General features: G+C 71.1%; 14 protein-coding genes and 1 pseudogene. 10 read left to right on the top strand and 5 right to left on the bottom strand.

Features of this window, described 5'->3' with window-relative positions; genetic code table 11:
- Positions 1-55: 55 nt before the first annotated feature.
- Positions 56-646 (top strand): winged helix-turn-helix domain-containing protein, encoded by a 591-nt coding sequence (locus ABZX79_RS16140; RefSeq protein ID WP_355256913.1) that lies wholly within the window; start codon positions 56-58, stop codon positions 644-646.
- Positions 647-661: 15 nt separating this feature from the next.
- On the opposite strand, the gene ABZX79_RS16135 is transcribed toward ABZX79_RS16140, so the two are convergent.
- The 3 genes from ABZX79_RS16135 to ABZX79_RS16125 all read right to left on the bottom strand — a co-directional run bounded on the left by ABZX79_RS16135 (position 662) and on the right by ABZX79_RS16125 (position 4,188).
- Positions 662-1,756 (bottom strand): mechanosensitive ion channel family protein, encoded by a 1,095-nt coding sequence (locus tag ABZX79_RS16135; RefSeq protein WP_355256910.1) that lies wholly within the window; start codon positions 1,754-1,756, stop codon positions 662-664.
- Between the two features lie 246 nt (positions 1,757-2,002).
- Positions 2,003-3,460: a PepSY domain-containing protein gene (locus ABZX79_RS16130; RefSeq protein ID WP_355256907.1), complete on the bottom strand. Its 1,458-nt coding sequence runs from the start codon at positions 3,458-3,460 to the stop codon at positions 2,003-2,005.
- Between the two features lie 101 nt (positions 3,461-3,561).
- Entirely contained in the window at positions 3,562-4,188 is a 627-nt protein-coding gene (locus tag ABZX79_RS16125) for a hypothetical protein (protein WP_355256904.1), read from the bottom strand.
- 143 nt (positions 4,189-4,331) lie between these two features.
- On the opposite strand from ABZX79_RS16125, the gene ABZX79_RS16120 reads away from it, so the two are divergent.
- Entirely contained in the window at positions 4,332-5,639 is a 1,308-nt protein-coding gene (locus ABZX79_RS16120; protein WP_355256902.1) for a sensor domain-containing protein, read from the top strand.
- Entirely contained in the window at positions 5,624-6,283 is a 660-nt protein-coding gene (locus ABZX79_RS16115; RefSeq protein WP_355256899.1) for a response regulator transcription factor, read from the top strand. The genes ABZX79_RS16120 and ABZX79_RS16115 overlap by 16 nt, the downstream gene beginning before the upstream one ends.
- Positions 6,284-6,432: 149 nt before the next feature.
- Here ABZX79_RS16115 and ABZX79_RS16110 read toward each other — a convergent pair whose 3' ends face one another.
- Entirely contained in the window at positions 6,433-6,891 is a 459-nt protein-coding gene (locus ABZX79_RS16110) for a MarR family winged helix-turn-helix transcriptional regulator (protein ID WP_355256896.1), read from the bottom strand.
- A gap of 68 nt (positions 6,892-6,959) precedes the next feature.
- On the opposite strand from ABZX79_RS16110, the gene ABZX79_RS16105 reads away from it, so the two are divergent.
- The 3 genes from ABZX79_RS16105 to ABZX79_RS16095 all read left to right on the top strand — a co-directional run bounded on the left by ABZX79_RS16105 (position 6,960) and on the right by ABZX79_RS16095 (position 9,666).
- Entirely contained in the window at positions 6,960-7,523 is a 564-nt protein-coding gene (locus tag ABZX79_RS16105; protein ID WP_355256893.1) for a carboxymuconolactone decarboxylase family protein, read from the top strand.
- 43 nt (positions 7,524-7,566) lie between these two features.
- Positions 7,567-7,905, top strand: coding sequence for a glyoxalase superfamily protein (locus ABZX79_RS16100; RefSeq protein ID WP_355257115.1), 339 nt, complete (start codon positions 7,567-7,569; stop codon positions 7,903-7,905).
- 198 nt (positions 7,906-8,103) lie between these two features.
- Positions 8,104-9,666 (top strand): DUF1996 domain-containing protein, encoded by a 1,563-nt coding sequence (locus ABZX79_RS16095; protein ID WP_355256890.1) that lies wholly within the window; start codon positions 8,104-8,106, stop codon positions 9,664-9,666.
- Between the two features lie 51 nt (positions 9,667-9,717).
- Here ABZX79_RS16095 and ABZX79_RS16090 read toward each other — a convergent pair whose 3' ends face one another.
- Positions 9,718-10,173: a hypothetical protein gene (locus ABZX79_RS16090; RefSeq protein WP_355256887.1), complete on the bottom strand. Its 456-nt coding sequence runs from the start codon at positions 10,171-10,173 to the stop codon at positions 9,718-9,720.
- Positions 10,174-10,314: 141 nt separating this feature from the next.
- Between ABZX79_RS16090 and ABZX79_RS16085 the strand changes: the two genes are divergently transcribed.
- From ABZX79_RS16085 to ABZX79_RS16070, 4 genes and pseudogenes are all read left to right on the top strand, one after another.
- Complete coding sequence (locus ABZX79_RS16085; protein WP_355256884.1) at positions 10,315-13,413, top strand: alpha-N-acetylglucosaminidase; 3,099 nt, start codon at positions 10,315-10,317, stop codon at positions 13,411-13,413.
- A 146-nt stretch (positions 13,414-13,559) separates the two neighbouring features.
- Positions 13,560-13,789 (top strand): annotated as a pseudogene (locus tag ABZX79_RS16080) (N-acetyltransferase); the annotation flags it as partial.
- 30 nt (positions 13,790-13,819) lie between these two features.
- Entirely contained in the window at positions 13,820-15,814 is a 1,995-nt protein-coding gene (locus ABZX79_RS16075) for a hypothetical protein (protein WP_355256881.1), read from the top strand.
- A gap of 186 nt (positions 15,815-16,000) precedes the next feature.
- Positions 16,001-16,915 (top strand): metal-dependent hydrolase, encoded by a 915-nt coding sequence (locus tag ABZX79_RS16070; protein WP_355256879.1) that lies wholly within the window; start codon positions 16,001-16,003, stop codon positions 16,913-16,915.

Raw genomic sequence — 16,915 nt, 5'->3', positions numbered from 1 at the left:
GCGGTACGTCCCGTACCTCCTCGATGAATCCCTCGCGCGAAAGAGCTGACCTCTCATGGCGAACACCCGTACCTTCTCCGCTGCCGCACCCTCGCAGTCCCCCGCTCCCCTCGGCCGCCACCGGCTGCGAGCCGTCGACCGGGACGAGGTCGTGCGTAACGGCAGGGCTCTCGACGTAGGCACCGACGCAGGCCTCGACGTGGCCGACTTCCTTCCGCCGGGCGCCACTTGGCTGCCCGCGCCGCCACACACGCTGCCCACCCTCCCGGGCCGGCCGCCGATGATCGGCTACCTGGTGCTCGTACCGGCCGATCAGCAGCCCGCGATCGGGCCGTTGGCGGCCGGGGAGGACGAGTCTTCGGCCGACGGGCCGGTACGGATCGACGGCGCCCAGCGCGCCGCCACCGTGGACGGGCGGACCCTGGAGCTCACGTACCTCGAATTCGAGCTCCTCGCGCACCTGGTGGCGCATCCCAACCGGGTGCACACGCGGGACCAGTTGGTGACGACCGTCTGGGGTTACGGGCATGTGGGCGACGGCAGGACCGTCGACGTCCACATCGCCCGGCTCCGCCGCAAGCTCGGCGCCGAGCACCGCGGCACGATCCAGACGGTGCGGCGGGTCGGATACAAGTACACGCCGTGAGCCCGCGGGCAGGCGCTACCGCACCGGCTCGGTCGCCTCGCGCTGGTGCGGGATCGCCGCTATGGGCACCTCCCCCTGCTGCACGGCCTGCTGCACTGTCACGGTCCGCTTGGGCGCGGGCACCGCGATGCCCTCGGCCCGGTAGCGCTGGTGCAGGCGCTTGATGAACTCGTGCTTGATCCGGTACTGGTCGCTGAACTCTCCGACGCCCAGGATCACCGTAAAACTGATCCTGGAATCTCCGAACGTGTGGAAACGGACGGCCGGTTCGTGGTCGGGTACAGCGCCCGTGATGTCGGTCATCACGCTCTCCACGACCTCGGTCGTGACGCGCTCGACGTGCTCGAGGTCGCTGTCGTAGCCGACTCCCACCTGGACCATGATCGAGAGCTGCTGCTCCGGCTGGCTGAAGTTGGTCATGTTGGTGCCGGCGAGCTGCGCGTTGGGGATGATCACCAGGTTGTTCGACAGGTTACGGACTACGGTGTTGCGCCAGTTGATGTCGACGACGTAGCCCTCTTCGCCGCTGCTGAGGCGGATGTAGTCCCCCGGCTGCACCGTCTTCGCGGCGAGGATGTGCACGCCCGCGAAGAGGTTCGCCAGGGTGTCCTGCAGTGCGAGAGCGACCGCCAGACCGCCCACGCCCAGCGCCGTGAGCAGCGGCGCGATGGATACGCCCAGGGTTTGCAGTACGACGAGGAAGCCCATCGCCAGCACCACGACGCGCGTGATGTTGACGAATATGGTGGCCGAACCGGCCACTCCCGACCTGGACTGTGCAACGGACTGCACCAGATTGGCGATCACCCGGGCCGCCGTGAGGGTGCCGGCCAGGATGAGCAGGGCGGTCAGCGTCATGTTGACGTTGCGCCCGGTCGTCGGGGTCAGGGGCAACGCCGCTGCGGCAGCCGCCGCGCCGGCTGCCATCGCCGCCCACGGGACCAGGGTCCGAAGGGCGTCGACGATGACGTCGTCTCCGCTCCACCGCGTCCGGCTGGCCCGTTCTCGCAGCCACCGCAGAACCGCTCTCAGGAGCAGGCCTGCCGCGATGCCGACGGCCACCGCGATTCCGGCGACGATCACGTCGTGCAGTGTGAGGGCCCGGTACATCAGTGATTCACTCCCGTGGTCCGAGGGATGCGTGGTCGCGTCTGGACGTACGGATGTACTGAGGTACGGATGTACGGAGGTACGGACGTGGCCTGACGCGGTCGTCATCCTGCCGCATGCGGCGGGTCCGGTCGCAGGTGACCCCACCTGGTCTCTTTGCCGGTCACGATGAACTGACCGGCGGTCAGGTCGAGGCCCGTTCGTACCGGACCTGGGACCGGTACGAACGGGCCTCCCCCCCGGGGCTCAGGCCGCCGTGCCCGTACGGGCGCGGACCCTGGCCACCAGCCCCAGCACCACATCCACCGCCAGGAACACCAGCAGGCTGATGCCCAGCAGCGGTACGAACCAGCCCGCCAGCGCGGTGAACGCCACCAGCGGCAGCAGGGCCGTGACCGGCACCTTGCGCCAGGCGCCGCGCGGCATCGGGCGGCCGGCGCTCAGCCTGCGTTCCTTCGTCGGCCTGCGCAGCCACCACATGCGGTAGCCCCAGACGATGAGCATGATCAGGGCGAACGCGAGGGCGGCCAGAGCGAGTTGGTTGGCAAGGCCGAGGAAGACGCCGGTGTGGGCGTCGATGCCGAAGCGGGTGAGCTTGGCGAGCAGCGGGTAGTCGGCGAAGCGCAGTTGGTCGATGACCGTACCGTCGGCGGGGTCGACGGCGACGGAGTCCAGGTGGACGGGGAACTGGGTGTCGGTCTCCTTGACGACGTAACCGCTGCCCTCGCTCGGGAGAATCACCGACAGCTTGCCCTCGATGCCTGCCTGGCGGGCGGCCGCGAGCGCGTTGTCGATGCCGACGTCCATGCCGGCCATGCCCTCGTGGGAGCCCGCGCCGCCGCCCCCGCCGTGACCCTCGTGTGCGTCGCCACCGCCGCCGGCGCCCTCGGTGAGTGCGGCGGAGACCACCGGGGTGGCGCCACCGAGCTGGTCCTGTACGGCGCCGATGTTCTCGCCAGCGTACCGGGACCAGGTGAGGCCGGTCGCCGAGAGCAGTACGAGTCCGAGCACGGCCCACATGCCGACGGTGCCGTGCCAGGAGAGCGTCTTGCGGCGGCCCTTCGCCCCGCGTTCGGGGACGACCAGGTCGCGCTTGGCGGTGCGCCTGCGCCCGAGCCACAGCAGCAGGCCGCCGAGTGCGACCACCCACAGCCAGCTGGCGGCGAGTTCGCTGTAGTGGCGGCCGAGGTCGCCGAGGTGCAGGTCGCGGTGGAGTTCGTCGAGCCAGATGCGCAGCGGCAGGGCGCCGGAGCTGCCGTAGCTGGTCAGTTCGCCCCGTACCTCGGCGGTGTACGGATCGACGAAGACGGCGAGCGACTTGCCCTCCTCGACCTCAGGTGTCGTCATCAGCACCCTGGTCGTCGCACCGTCCTCGGCGGAGGGCCAGACGGCGGTCACTGTGCCCTTGGGGTGGGCGTCGCGAGCGGCGGCGAGCTGGTCGGCGAGAGGGAGGGAGCGTTCGCCTGCCGGGACTCGCAGCTCATTGCTGTAGAGGAATTTCTCCGCTTGGAAGGAGAGTGCGTAGAGCAGCCCGCTGGTGGCGGCGATCAGCAGGAGCGGGGCTATCAGCAGGCCCGCGTAGAAGTGGATTCGCAGGACGAGGGGGCGCAGTGCGCTCCAGGTGGTTCCGCGTTCGCCGGCGGCGGGGGCCGGACCGGCGGCCTCCGCTTCCTGTGCGGGCTGTACGGGGTCGTCAATGGCCATGACTGTCCTCGGAGTTGTCGACTGGTGACGTGGGGTGGGCCATGCACGGGGCATGGGGAGCGGCCCCCTGGTCACGCGGTCGGACAACGGTCAGACAGCGGTCAGACAGTGAGGGGTGCGGGGGCCGTGGCGCGGGTTGCCGCCGGCCACGGCGGTCCGCGCCGCGACAGCGCGTGCGCGAGGACGACGCCGTGGCCGTGGCGGCGCGTGGTGCGGGGCCCCCGGGGGCGTACCGGCTCCGGCAGTCCGGTGGCCCGTACGACGGTGAGCAGCAGCCGCAGCGGGGTGAAGGCCAGCGCGCCGACCGCCCGCGCGAGCCGGAAGAAGGCGGCCTCGCCGCGTGCCAGCCACAGACCGCAGACGAGCGCCGCGGCGAGGTGGGCGGCCGTCATCGCGAGCGACGACGAACCCACGCCCGATGCGGCGCCGGCCGGATCGTGCGCGAGGGGCATCTGGTGGTGGGCGGAGGCCGGCCCCTGCGCCGTACCGAAGATCAGGTGCAGTGCGCCCTGTACGGCGAGGAGGCCACCGCCGACGGCGAAGACCCCGCGCCGCCGGTGACCGGTGGTCCAGGCGAGACCGCCCGTCGCCGCGAAGGCCGCGAACAGCCCCGAAACCGGAACTTCGTGCCCGGACATGAACGAATGCCCGATGGCGGTCGTAATGACGCACACCGCCGCGAAGAGTGCGGCTCGCAGTGCGCGCAGGGGCGACCGGGCGTCCGTCATGGTCCGCTCATGCTGCCATCCCGGGGGCCTTCATGGGGGCATAGGGGCACAGGTGCAGGACTCAGGTGGTGGTGCTGGGTACACCCCGAACCCGGGTGCCGGGCCCCATGACCTTGGCGGGCGGCACAGGCAAAACTGTGCACATGCCCGGCGGACGGGCCGCCGAGGAGAGGCTGGACACCATGATGGCGACCAAAATACGCAGCGCGTTCCTTGCCGGAATTCGAGGACTGGCACTGATGATCGTGTCGCTCACGGGATCCGTCATCCTGTTCACGTTCACGATCGTCTCCATCGTCCTCATCCTGATCGGCGTCGGCCTCTTCACCACCCCTGCCGTGCTGACCGCGCTCCGCGGCTACGCCAGTCAGCGGCGGCTGCTCGCCGCCAAGTGGTCGGACGTACGCATCCCCGTCCCGTACCGCCCGATGCCCACCGATCTGCGCGGGGGCTTCGTCGGACAGGTCGAGCGGTGCGCACTGATGCTCAAGGACCCGGCGACGTGGCGGGACTTCCTGTGGCTGCTGGTGGACATGACGGTGGGCAGCGTCAGCGCACTCCTGCCGGCGGTGCTGTTCCTTTACCCCGTGGAGAGCCTGGTGCTGGCGGGCGGGCTGTGGCGGGTGTTCGCTGACGGCGGCGACGCGTACTGGTACGGGCCCGTCCGCGTCGACAGTCAGGGGACCTCGCTCTTCGCCGTCGCCTTCGGCCTCGTGATCTTCCATGCGGGCATCCGCTACAACCCGGCGCTGCTGCGCGCCCACTTCAAGCTCACCAAGTCGCTGCTCGGCCCCACCCCTGAGATGACGCTCGCCCAGCGCGTCGACCACCTCACCGAGACGCGGCACGACGCCGTCGACACCTCGGCCGCCGAACTGCGGCGTATCGAGCGGGATCTGCACGACGGCGCGCAGGCCAGGCTGGTCGCCATGGGCATGAACCTCGGCACCATCGAGGCGCTCGTCGAGAAGGACCCGGCCCAGGCGAAGAAGCTCCTGGCGATGGCCCGGGAGTCCTCCGCCGAGGCCTTGAGCGAGCTGCGCGACCTGGTGCGCGGGATCCACCCGCCGGTGCTCGCGGAGCGCGGGCTGGGCGATGCGGTACGGGCGTTGGCGCTGCGTCTGCCCATCGAGACGGAGGTGACGGTGGATCTGCCGCGCCGCGCGGACGCGCCGGTCGAGTCGGCGGCGTACTTCGCGGTCAGCGAGGTCCTCACGAACGCGGTCAAGCACTCCGGGGCGGACCGGATCTACGCCGACATCCACCACGCCGACGGCATGCTGCGAATCTCCGTCACCGACAACGGCCGGGGCGGGGCTGCGGCCGCCCCGGGCTCCGGGCTGAGCGGAATCGAACGCCGGCTCGGTACATTCGACGGCATCCTGGCCGTCAGCAGTCCCGCGGGCGGTCCCACCATGGTGACCATGGAGATCCCTTGCGAGTTGTTCTAGCCGAAGATCTCTTCCTGCTCCGCGACGGCCTGGTCCGGATGCTCGAAGCCTTCGACTTCGAGATCCTGGCCGCCGTGGAGTCCGGACCCGAACTCTCCCGGGCCCTCGCCGAGTTGAACCCGGACGTCGCGGTCGTCGACGTCCGGCTCCCGCCGTCCCACACCGACGAGGGCCTCCAGTGCGCGCTGGAGGCGCGCCGGGCGCGGCCGGGCCTGCCGGTGCTGGTCCTGTCCCAGCACGTGGAGCAGCTGTACGCCCGCGAGCTGCTGGCCGACGGCAACGGTGGCATCGGCTACCTGCTCAAGGACCGGGTCTTCGACGCCGAGCAGTTCATCGACGCGGTACGGCGGGTGGCGGCCGGCGGCACGGCGATGGACCCCCAGGTGATCTCCCAGCTCCTCTCCCGCCGCGCCCAGGACAAGCCGATGGGCGGGCTGACGCCGCGCGAGCGGGAGGTGATGGAGCTGATGGCGCAGGGCAGGTCGAACGCGGCCATCGCGGGCCGGCTCTTCGTCACCGAGCGGGCGGTGGCCAAGCACACGTCGAACATCTTCGGCAAGCTCGACCTGCCGGTCTGCGACGACGACAACCGCCGGGTACTGGCGGTACTGGCCTACCTGGACCGCGGCCGGCCCAACGGCTGAAGCCGGCACCACGCCACGGGGCTCCGCCCCGAACCCCGGCCCTCAAACGCCGGACGGGCTGGAGTTGCCGGGCAGGGGCTGGATGGTGCTGCCGAACCCAGCCCGTCCGGCGTTTGAGGACACGCCCGGAGGGCCGCCGCAGGTGCCCGCTAGGAGCCGAGCCAGCTCGCCGCGTCCAGGCGCAAGCCGTCCACCGGGACCATGGCCCGCAGATCCGCCTCCAGCCGCCCCACCCGCTCCTCACCCAGCACCTCCACCCACCGCTCCCGCAACCGGTCGAAGATCACGGCCGACCGCATGAGTACGTCGGCCCCCCGCGGCGTAAGACGCACCAGCTTGCGCCGCCCGTCGGCCGGATCGTCGGCCCGTTCGACGTAACCGAGCCGCTCCAGCCGCTCGACAGTCTTGCCCGCGGCCTGCTTGGAGACGCCGAGCCGCCTGCCCAGCTCCCCCGCGGTCACACCGTCGCGGCCGACCGCCTGGAGGGCGAAGCCGTGGGCGGGCCGGACGTCGGGGTGGCCCTGTTCGGCCAGCTCGGCGTGCAACTCGTCGATGAACGACCGGAATCCGGCGAACAGCAGCAGCGGAAGCTCGTACCCCTCAGCCATTGCGCAACTCGTCAACGTGGTTTACTTTTTCGTCAATCACGTTGACGAGTTTACTCCAAGGAGACCTCTTGACCGGCACACTGTTCCCCGACCACACCCCCGAGACCGCCCCCGCCGCCTCCCGCCGCTCCATGGAGACGACCACCAAGCGCCTGGGCTACCTGCCCGCTCCCGTCGCCCGCATGGCCAACTCCCCGCACCTGCTCGACGGCTTCCTGAAGATCAGCGCGATGTTCGAGTCGACGACCCTGGACCCGCTCTCCCGCGAGGTCCTGATCATGACGATCGCGACCCGCAACGGCTGTCACGTCTGCGTGGCGATGCACACAGCCAAGCTGACAGCGCTCGGCGCGGACGCCGACCTGATCAAGTCACTGCGGGAGCAGCAGCACCAACAGCAACAGCAACCGCTCAGCGACGAACGCCTCGAAGCCGTACGGCAGTTCACGCTGGCCGTCATCGCGACCGCCGGCGCCGTCTCCGACGACACCCTGCGGGACTTCACAGCCCACGGCTACACCCCGCAGAACGCCCTGGAGGTCGTCCTCGGCATAGGCGCCTACACCATGTCGACCCTGGCCAACCGGATGACCGCCGCTCCCCTGGACGAGCAGCTCGCGCCGTTCGCCTGAGAGCCTGAGAGCCTGAGGGGAGGATGACCTCATGAACATGGCCATGAACGAGGACGTCATCCCGATCCTGCACGTCAAAGACGCCGACGCGGCGGCCACCTGGTACGCCCGCCTCGGCTTCGCCAAACAGTGGGAACACCGCTTCGAGCCGGGCTTTCCCGCCTTCGTGGAGGTGGCACGCGGCCCAATGAGCCTGTTCCTTTCGGAGCACCAGGGGGACGCGCGCCCCGGCACGCTGGTGTACCTGCGCGTGCGTGACGTGGACGCCGTCGCCGCGGAGTTCGGCGTAACAGTGGAGGACGAGCCATGGGCGCGCGAGGTCGAGCTGCGGGACCCGGACGGCAACCGGCTCCGGATCGGCACGCCGACCGGGGCCGACTGACAGCCACCCGGCCCCGGCTCCCGCACCCCCATCGCATCACCCCGTACGTCGGGGTCCGTCCCTGTTTGCGAATGGAGATAACTACGAATCCGGAGGAGGTTTGAACAGGGCGCGAACCGCGCCCGTATGGAACGGAGCGCTTCTCCCCTGCCGGGACCCCCCTTACCTTCACCCGGCAACGAAGCTAAGAGGAGTTCCATGCGACGCGCATCAAGAAAACGTTCCACGCTGGCGAACCGGGCGATTGCCGCTTCGGCCGCTCTGATTCTGGGCGGGGGTGGACTGCTCGCGGTGAATGTCTACGCATCCGCAGGTGAAGGCTGGTCCGACCCGGACCCGGCTCAGTCCGGTCAGCTTCGGAGCGCCGGTCAGCAAATGTCGACCATTGACTGTCCGGAGGTGGCGAACGACCTGCCCGAAGAGGTACCCGATTCGGCACGCCAGGAAGTCGACCGGGAGCTCGCGGCTCTCGACTCCCAGATCACGGAGGCGTACAAGCGATTCGCTGATTCCCAGCAGCAGATAGCCCAGGACCCGAACTTGGCCCAGAACGCCATTCTCGGACCGCTGAAGGACAAGCGGCTGGCCACCATTGACCGGATCGCCATCGCCTTCGACCGTGCGGCCGAACGGCCCCAAGGGCTCGAAGGCCTCGCACCCTGCACCTTGCGCGCCGACGACAACGGAGGGGTCGGCGGGGAAGGCGGGCAGGGCGGGGACGGGCAGGGTGACGGCCAGAACGGTGGCGATCAGGGTGACAACAACGACAACGCTGGTCAGGATGGCGACCAGGATGGTGGTCAGGGCGATGGTCAGGGCGACGCCGGCCAGGACAACGGCGACGGGAACCAGAACGGCAACGGCGGGCAGGCCGGCAACGGCCCCAACGCCGCCGACTTCGTCGACATCCAGTCCGTCCAGCCAAACGTCCAACAGCCCCAGCAGCAGCGCGGCGCCTCCCGCGGCGAGTTCACGACCAATTGCGGGACGAACGAAAACGGAAAGTTCAACCCGGACAATGTCATCGTCGCACCGGGTGTGAGCAACGGCGCGCACCATATGCACGATTACGTCGGCAACCAGGCCAATGACGCCTTCGCGAGCGACGACGACCTGGCCCGCGGTCAGACCACCTGCCAGAACCAGGGCGACAAGTCGACGTATTACTGGCCCGTCCTGCGCCTCCAGAACGGCCAGAACGAGAACGACGCCAATGCCGACGGCGGAGGAAAGGACAGCAATGTGGGCGAGATTCAGACTCCCACCGAGGTCTCGCTGAAATTCGTCGGCAGTCCCGTCAGCAAGGTCACCGCGATGCCGCGCTTCCTTCGGATCATCACCGGTGACGCCAAGGCATTCACCAATGGTGACGCCAACGCCAACGCGTCCTGGAGCTGCACCGGATTCGAGGACCGTCAGCTCAAGGACAAATACCCGATCTGCCCGGAAGGCAGCCAGGTCGTCCGTACGTTCAACTTCCAGAGCTGCTGGGACGGCCAGAACACCGACAGCGCCAACCACCGCACCCATGTCGCGTTCGCGGACGAGAACGGTGCGTGCCCCAACGGATTCCAGGCCATCCCGCAGCTCGTGCAGCGGATCGTCTACGACGTCCCGCCGGGCCCGGGTTTCGCGGTCGACTCCTTCCCCGAGCAGCTCCACAAGCCGGGCACCGACCACGGCGACTTCATCAACGTCTTCAACAGCCGGCTGATGCAGAAGGTGGTGTCCTGCGTGAACGACGGACGCCAGTGCACCTGACCAAGGCCTAGGGCGGCCGTCCCCCACCGGCCGCCCTCTCCACCTGCGCGGTCAGCTCCCGTGGTGACCGGAGTGCTTTTCCTCGTTCCCCCCACTGCCACTGTCCCCAGAGTGGTGCGAGGAAGTCTCCACCGTCCCACCGAGCTGGCCGCGCAGCGCTGTGACCACCTTCTGGTCGCCCACCGCGACCCACTTCCTGCCGACCAGGTACGCCCCGCCGTAGTCCTTGGCCTCGTTGATCCACTCGCGCTGTCCGCGGTCGGTCGCGAAGGTGGCCAGCACGTAACGGCCGTCGCCGGTCTTGCAGTTCGCCTGACGCAGCTCCTTGGCGTCCGTCTGGATGTTCGGCTCGCACTCCACCTTCTTGGCGAGCTGCTCCAGGCTGCCCCTGGCCGTTTCCGGTACCGGCTTCTCTTCGTCACCGCCCGCGCCGCAGCCAGCGGCGAGCAGGGCCAGAAAGGCTATGGCTGAGGCGGCATTCGCTGTACGTCGGCGTTGGTTGCGCATCTGCCCATCGTGCCCCGTTGGGCCACACGGTGGGGTGGATACGAACACATCGCACGCCCCATTGCTGCGCCCCCACGCCGTCATTAACGTGCGCCCGGTACGCCCCTGTCGACGTCGCCGCCCCACCGAGGAGCACCCCCGATGACCGACCGTCTGTCGCGCCGTACGCTGCTGGGCACCGCCGGAGCCATCGGCGTCGGAGCCGCGGTGGGCGGGCACATCCCAGCCATGGCCGCACCGGAACCCCCTACCGCCACCGCCCCCGCCCGCGCCGCCCTGGAGCGGCTGCTCCCGGAGCACGCCGGCCAGTTCCACCTCACCACGCTCCAACGCGGCGACGGCAACGACCGTTTCCGGGTCGGCGGCACCACCGGCCGCATCGAGGTCGCGGCCACCGGCCCCGCCGCCGCGCTCACCGGCGTCCACTGGTACCTCAAGTACGTCTGCGGGGCGCACATCTCCTGGTCCGGCAACCAGCTCGACCTCCCGCGCCGACTCCCCGCACCCCGAACACCCCTGGAGCGCTCGGCCACCGTCCCGCACCGCTTCGTCTTCAACGACACGCACGACGGCTACACCGCGCCGTACGCCGACTGGCCCCGCTGGGAGCGCCTGATCGACGTACTCGCCCTGCACGGCTTCAACGAGGTGCTGGTCACAACCGGGCAGGAGGCCGTCTACCACCGCCTCCTCAAGGACTTCGGTTACTCCGACATCGAGGCCCGCACCTGGCTGCCCGCCCCCTCCCACCAGCCGTGGTGGCTCCTGCAGAACATGAGCACGTACGGCGGCCCCCTCTCCCCCGAGCTCATCGCGACCCGCGCCGGCCTCGGCCGGCGCATCACCGACCGCCTGCGCGAGCTCGGCATGCAGCCGGTGCTCCCCGGCTACTTCGGCACCGTCCCCGACGGTTTCGCGGCCCGCAACCCCGGCGCCCGCACCGTCCCGCAGGGCGACTGGGCGGGCCTGCGCCGCCCCGACTGGCTCGACCCGCGCACGGCGTCCTTCCGGGAGGTCGCCGCGTCCTTCTACCACCACCAGCACGAACTCTTCGGCCCGCTCCAGCACTTCAAGATGGACCTCCTCCACGAGGGCGGCTCGGCGGGCGACGTGCCCGTCCCCGAGGCGGCCCGAGCGGTCGAGACGGCTCTCCGTGCCTCCCGCCCCGGCGCCACCTGGATGATCCTCGGCTGGCAGGCGAACCCGCGCCGCGACCTGCTCGACGCGCTCGACAAGAACCACCTCCTGGTGGTGGACGGCCTGTCCGACCTGGACACCGTCACCGACCGTGAGAAGGACTGGGGCGGCGCGCCGTACGCCTTCGGCACCATCCCGAACTTCGGCGGCCGTACGACGATCGGCGCCAAGACGCACCTGTGGACCGAGCGCTTCACCACCTGGCGCGACCGCCCCGGCTCCGCCCTCGCCGGCACCGCCTACATGCCGGAGGCCGCCGAGCGCGACCCGGCCGCGCTGGAGCTGTTCTCGGAGCTGGCGTGGCGAAGGGAGGCCGTGGACCGGGACGAGTGGTTCGAGGGGTACGCCGATCTCCGCTACGGCGGCCGGGACGCGGACGCGCGGGCCGCTTTCGCCGCGCTGCGGGAGACGGCGTACCGCATCACCAGCCGCGACGGCCGCCCGCACGACTCGGTCTTCGCGTCCCGCCCGAGCCTGTCCGCCGCCTCCGGCACGCACTACTCGACGCATACGCCCGCCTTCGACCCGGCGGACTTCGACAAGGCGTTGGGCGCGCTGCTGGGCGTACGAGAACCGCTGCGCCGCTCCGACGCGTACCGCTACGACCTCACCGACCTCGGCCGCCAGGCACTCGCCAACCGCTCCTGGCAGCTGCTGCCGCAGCTGAAGGCGGCGTACGGCCGGGGCGACCTGACGGCCTTCCGTGCCCTGTCCGCCCTCTGGCTGAAGCTGATGCGGCTGAGCGAGGACATGACGGGTTCGCACCGCGCGTTCCTTCTCGGGCCGTGGATCGAGGACGCGAAGCGCCTGGCGTCCTCGCCGGCGGAGTCGGAGCAGCTGGAACGCACAGCGCGCGTCCTGGTCACCACCTGGGCGGGCCGCCCCACCGCCGACGCCGGACGCCTCGCCAACTACGCCAACCGCGACTGGCAAGGCCTCATCGGCGACTTCCACCTTCCGCAGTGGCAGGCGTACCTGGACGAGCTGGAGGACGCGCTGGCCGCGAACCGCGCGCCGAAGTCCTTCGACTGGTACGCCGCCGAGGAGCCGTGGACGCGTGAGCGCAAGACGTACCCGCTCCGGGCGCCCAACGACGCGTACCGCACGGCCCGGCGCGTCCACGACGTGCTGGCCCGCGCGCCCTACCAGGGCACGGTCACCGTCACCGCCGCCCCGGCCGCCTTCCCGCCCGGCGGTTCGGCTCTGCTCACCGCCGCCTTCCGCAACGTCAACGGGCTGCGGGCGACCGGCCGCGTCGACTTCGCGCTCACGGGCGTCGAGGCGCAGCCGCAGGGCCCCCAGTCGCTGCCGTCCGTCCCGGCGGCGGGCACGGGCAGCAGGTCGTGGCGCGCGAAGGCTCCCGCCGGGCCGCTCAACGGCCCCCTGAAGCCGCTGCCCTACGAGCTGAGTACGGCGTACGGTCCGGAGGGCGAGGCCCGGGTGACCACCGTCCAGCGGGGCGACCTGTACGTCGCGGGGCCGCTGGCCGAGGGCTGGCGGACGTACACGAACAACGGGGCGGTATTCGGCCAGTTGGAAGACCGGTACGGGGTTAACGGCGGCGGCCAGGACCTGTGGAAGGCGACCGCGGAATTCGGCGTGCTGTACCGGGAGGGGGCGCTGCGGGACGGCGGTGGCGTCACCGTGCGGGTGGACGCGCAGGAGGTGACGGGGCCGTGGGCGCGCGCCGGTATCGCCGTACGCGACAGCCTGGCGACGCCGGGGTCGCCCGGCTTCCTCAACCTCGCGGTGACTCCGGCGAACGGTGTGGTGCTGTCGTACGACACGAACGGCGACGGCACGCTGGACACCTACCAGCGCATCACCGGGGTGAAGGCACCGGTGCTGCTGCGGCTGTCGCGGGCGGGCGGGTCGTACACGGGGTCGTGCTCGACGGACGACGGCACGACGTGGCGCACGGTCGCGAGGGTGGCTGTTCCGGGGGCGGCAGGCGTTCAGGACGCGGGGATGTTCATGAGCGCGGCGCATGGGGGGAGTGGGGTGCGGGGGACGGTTGAGTTCAGTGGGTGGGGTACGGCCTGAGGGGTTCGGTCGCCGGACAACTGAGCGTAAAGCTACGGCCGTTGGTGATGCCCTTGTGACAAGGTGCCCCGCTGTGACAGACATCGACAGCATCCACATCCGGATCACCCCGCTCGCCGAGCGGCCGAGCCGAATACCTCCTCCAACGGCGCGCTGACGGGCTGTCGGCCGACCCCTGGCTGCGCGTCCACGTCAAAGCCGGCGGGACCATCGAGAAGGTCGCTCCCACGACGGCGACATCGAGGTGCCCGGCGCCCTGGTGTCGGTGCACTGCGACACCAGGCATGACCACGCGGTCTACGCAGAACCCAATGTCTGGGTCCGGCACGGCGTGCGCGCTCGCCGTGCCGGGGCCGGGGCCGGGGCCGCGAGGTGACCATCCGACGATTCGCTCGTTTTGCTGAACGTGCGCCCACAGGATGTTGTCCCCAGCCGCCCTGTCCCCGAGTCCATCGAGCCCATAGGGCCCCTAGAACCCAGCGCCCCCGTCGCTCCCGTCGCCCCCGTCGACGTCGAGCAGGCCGAGGCCGCGCTCGTCGAGCACTATCCGCGGCTGGTACGGCTGGCGTACCTCGTGCTGCCGCCGCACCTCGGCCGCAACCGCCGTGTCCTGACCGCCCATTCGCTCGTGCAGCGCTCCCTGCCGCGCAGCCGGACGCCGGGTGTCTCCGTTCCGCTGCCGCGCCGCCCCGGTGGCGCCTCGGCCGATCCGGGGTACGCGTACGTACGGCAGCGGGTGCTGCGCCAGGCGCTGGAGGCCGGGCTGCCGCTGCGGCGCAAGGCCTGGCCCAAGCGGGCGCAGCTGCCGCCACTGCTGCCGCAGGTGTGGGGGCTACGGCTGTTCCCGCGCTCCGGTGGGGCCGACGAACTCGCCCTGGACCAGCGGCTGTCGGCCATCGGCGGCCCCGGCCGGGCGGCGTACGTACTGCGCGGCCTGGAGCGTATGCAGGACGCGGAGGTGGCGCAGCTGCTCACCGCCGCCGGGGCCGCCGACCCGCACGCGGCGCTGGCCGAGGCGGACGGGGTCGAGGCGCCGGGCGGCGCGAGCGTGGCGGCGCTGCTGGGTTCCGCCGAGTTCGACCCGTGCTCCCTCCAGGCCAGGCCGACGGATTTGATGCGGCGCAGGCAGCACGCCAAGGCCGCGCTCGCCGCGGCGGCCGCCGTGGCGGTGTGCGGGGCGCTGCTCGGGCTGCCGGGCGAGGGGTGGGGGCCTGACGGCGCGGCCGCGCCCGCGTATGCCCGTAACCCGGCGTCCGAGCGCGCGCTGGACCCGTCGAAGACGGTCCGGGTCGCCGCCGACGTGTGGAAGCGGTCCTCCCGTACCGACTTCTCCGCCTGGCCGGCCCGCGGCAACCTCGCCTCCGACAACGCACTGCTGCGCCGGGCCCTCGCCGTCTGGGCCAGGCCGGGCCCCTCCGTGCAGACCTCCGCGACGCCCGCGACGCCGGTGGGCCCCCCGATGGGCCCGCCGCAGCTGCTCTTCGCGGGTGACGTCGACGGGGCGAAGGTGGTGCTGCTGTACGACGGCCTGCGCGTCGTCCGGTACGCCGAGCCCCGGGACGGCACGGCGGGCGCGGCGCTCGACTTCGCGCGTGTGGACGGCGCGGACGCGGCGGCGGCGAACGCGCTGGTGGTGGGGCGCACGGACGGCAACGTCCGTTACCTGACGGCCCCCTGGGTGCGTACGGCCTCCGTACGGGACCTGCTCGACCCGGCCGGCGTGCCGGCACCCCTGAAGCGCACCCGGGACGGTGTGACGGACCCGCTCACGAGCCCCGCGCAGGCGCGCGACTGCCGTTCGTGGGACGCGCTCGAACTGCGCGACGACGCGGGCCCCCGGCTGATGACCGACCTCGGGGAGCTGGCCCCGGCCCGGCTGACGTCGGGCCCGCCGTCCGCGCCCCGCGATGTGAGCGGCCCGGAGGAGCGGGCGCGGTGGGCGCGTACGGCGTGCCTGCTGCCGGCGGTGCGTTCGCATGGCGTGCGCAGCGTGAACTTGTGGGCGTACGCCCAGCAGCCCCTCCCCGAGGGCGACGGCACCGCCGCCTGGCTCTGCACCCGCGCGGAGACGTGGCGGGGCACGGGCAGCAGGGTGCTGGCCCAGTTCCAGGCGCCGTCCGCGAAGGCGGGGGCGCCGGGCGCGATCGCGGCACGGGCCGAGCACTCGCCGGCGTGCGGGGCGCGGGATCCGCGGGTGCTGGCGGGTGTGCTGTGGAAGTCGCGGGGCGGGAATTGGTACGTACTGGCGGCGGGAAGCGGGCAGTTCAGGTCGGTCACCACGTCGGGCGGCGTGGAGGGCACGGCACGCGGCAATCTGCTGGCGGTACGGGCGAATGCGGGCGCACAGGCGGACCTGGAGGGACGGGTGGAGAGCGGGGAACGGGTGGGGGCGCTGCGGTAGGCCACACCCCTCCAGCCCCTCCGGCGTTTGAGGAGCGGGGCCTGGGGCGGAGCCCCAGCCACCCCCGGCCGCATCAGCCCGTCCGGCGTTTGAGGACCGGGGTCTGGGGCGGAGCCCCGGTTTCGGGCAAAGAAACCCGCCGCACGACCCTGTTGCCAAGGTCGTACCCGTCAGTACATTGACGCCATGTCTAATACGCCGCAGCGGCCCACGCCCGCCGCAATCGCGTCCGAGCGGACGCCGCTCAAGGCCCGCAAGGTCGCCTTCGCGTGGGACGACACGCCCCTTCACTGGGTCCCGGGCGACCCGTTCACCACGCACACCATCAACGTGCTGCACCTGCTGCTCCCGGCGGGCGAGCGCTGGTTCGTGCACGTCTACAAGCAAGTCCTGCCGTACATCCACGACGACCGCCTGCGCGAGGACGTCATCGGCTTCATCGGCCAGGAGGCCATGCACTCCCAGGCCCACGACGACGTACTGCCGCACCTGAAGAAGCTCGGGCTCGACCCGACGCCGTACACCGCCCAGGTCGACTGGCTCTTCGAGAAGCTCCTCGGCGACCGCACCCTGCCGCCCGGCAAGGCGCGCAAGTGGTGGCTGATGGAGCGGGTCGCGATCATCGCGGCCATTGAGCACTACACCGCGTTCCTCGGCGACTGGGTGCTCAACGCGGACGAACTGGACCGGCGCGGCGCCGACCCCACGATGCTCGATCTGCTGCGCTGGCACGGCGCGGAGGAGGTCGAGCACCGCTCCGTCGCCTTCGAACTCTTCCTGCACGTCGACGGCAGCTACCGCCGCCGGGTCAGGACCTGGGCGACCGCGTTCACGGCGCTGGTCTTCCTCTGGCAGCGCGGCTCGCGGTTCTTCATGGAGAACGACCCGACGCTGCTGGAAGGCAAGGCCACCTTCAAGGACCTGGTGCGCGGCGGGCGGCAGGGCGTGCTGCCCGCGACTGGGGACATCATCCGCTCCGTCCCGCGCTACCTCAGCCGTACGTACCACCCCTCGCAGGAGGCCAGCACCGCCCAGGCCGTGGCCTACCTCGCGAGCTCACCGGCCGCCACCGGCCGGACCGCCACCACCGGAGGTTCCTGA

Source organism: Streptomyces sp. NPDC002994 (assembly GCF_040611155.1).
Classification (GTDB): domain Bacteria; phylum Actinomycetota; class Actinomycetes; order Streptomycetales; family Streptomycetaceae; genus Streptomyces.
This window is presented reverse-complemented; position numbering and strand designations above follow the sequence as displayed.

What these genes read in the sequence shown, in the direction of transcription:
- ABZX79_RS16140 (WP_355256913.1), top strand. Translation starts at nt 56, where the DNA reads ATGGCGAACACCCGTACCTTCTCCGCTGCCGCACCCTCGCAGTCCCCC.
- ABZX79_RS16135 (WP_355256910.1), bottom strand. Translation starts at nt 1,756, where the DNA reads ATGTACCGGGCCCTCACACTGCACGACGTGATCGTCGCCGGAATCGCG.
- ABZX79_RS16130 (WP_355256907.1), bottom strand. Translation starts at nt 3,460, where the DNA reads ATGGCCATTGACGACCCCGTACAGCCCGCACAGGAAGCGGAGGCCGCC.
- ABZX79_RS16125 (WP_355256904.1), bottom strand. Translation starts at nt 4,188, where the DNA reads ATGACGGACGCCCGGTCGCCCCTGCGCGCACTGCGAGCCGCACTCTTC.
- ABZX79_RS16120 (WP_355256902.1), top strand. Translation starts at nt 4,332, where the DNA reads ATGCCCGGCGGACGGGCCGCCGAGGAGAGGCTGGACACCATGATGGCG.
- ABZX79_RS16110 (WP_355256896.1), bottom strand. Translation starts at nt 6,891, where the DNA reads ATGGCTGAGGGGTACGAGCTTCCGCTGCTGCTGTTCGCCGGATTCCGG.
- ABZX79_RS16100 (WP_355257115.1), top strand. Translation starts at nt 7,567, where the DNA reads ATGAACGAGGACGTCATCCCGATCCTGCACGTCAAAGACGCCGACGCG.
- ABZX79_RS16095 (WP_355256890.1), top strand. Translation starts at nt 8,104, where the DNA reads ATGCGACGCGCATCAAGAAAACGTTCCACGCTGGCGAACCGGGCGATT.
- ABZX79_RS16090 (WP_355256887.1), bottom strand. Translation starts at nt 10,173, where the DNA reads ATGCGCAACCAACGCCGACGTACAGCGAATGCCGCCTCAGCCATAGCC.
- ABZX79_RS16085 (WP_355256884.1), top strand. Translation starts at nt 10,315, where the DNA reads ATGACCGACCGTCTGTCGCGCCGTACGCTGCTGGGCACCGCCGGAGCC.
- ABZX79_RS16070 (WP_355256879.1), top strand. Translation starts at nt 16,001, where the DNA reads ATGTCTAATACGCCGCAGCGGCCCACGCCCGCCGCAATCGCGTCCGAG.